The sequence below is a fragment of the Xanthobacter autotrophicus genome, assembly GCF_030015065.1.
In the GTDB taxonomy this organism is placed as follows: Bacteria; Pseudomonadota; Alphaproteobacteria; order Rhizobiales; family Xanthobacteraceae; genus Xanthobacter; species Xanthobacter autotrophicus_D.
Genome location: NZ_JAIVFN010000359.1, coordinates 1 through 475, shown reverse-complemented (window position 1 = coordinate 475; position 475 = coordinate 1). Strand labels below are relative to the sequence as shown.

The following is a 475-nucleotide window of genomic DNA, read 5'->3' as shown; positions in this document are numbered from 1 at the left end:
CAGGAAGGCCGCGGCATTGCCCACGTCCTCGATCGTCACGTTGCGGCGCAGCGGCGAGGCATCGGCCACGGTGCCCAGCAGCTTGCCGAAGTCCTTGATGCCGCTGGCGGCCAGGGTCTTGATCGGGCCGGCGCTGATGCCGTTGGCGCGCATGCCCTTGGGGCCGAGCGATTCGGCCAGGTAGCGCACGCTGGCTTCCAGGCTGGCCTTGGCGAGGCCCATGGTGTTGTAGTTGGGCACCGCGCGCAGCGCGCCCAGGTAGCTGAGCGTGAGCACCGCGGCCTTGTCGTTCAGGTAGGGCAGGGCGGCCTTGGCCATGGCCGGGAAGCTGTAGGCGCTGATGTCGTGCGCGATGCGGAACGATTCACGCGACAGGCCTTCGAGGAAGTCGCCCGCGATCGCTTCGCGCGGCGCGAAGCCGATGCTGTGCACGAAGCCGTCGAACTTCGGCCAGGTGGCCGACAGGTCGGTGAAC

The 475-nt window shown here is 68.8% G+C and carries 1 protein-coding gene; it reads right to left on the bottom strand.

Annotated elements, in window-relative coordinates:
* Positions 1-475: SDR family oxidoreductase (locus K9U40_RS23520; protein WP_282892480.1), on the bottom strand; the 475-nt coding region annotated here is incomplete at both ends.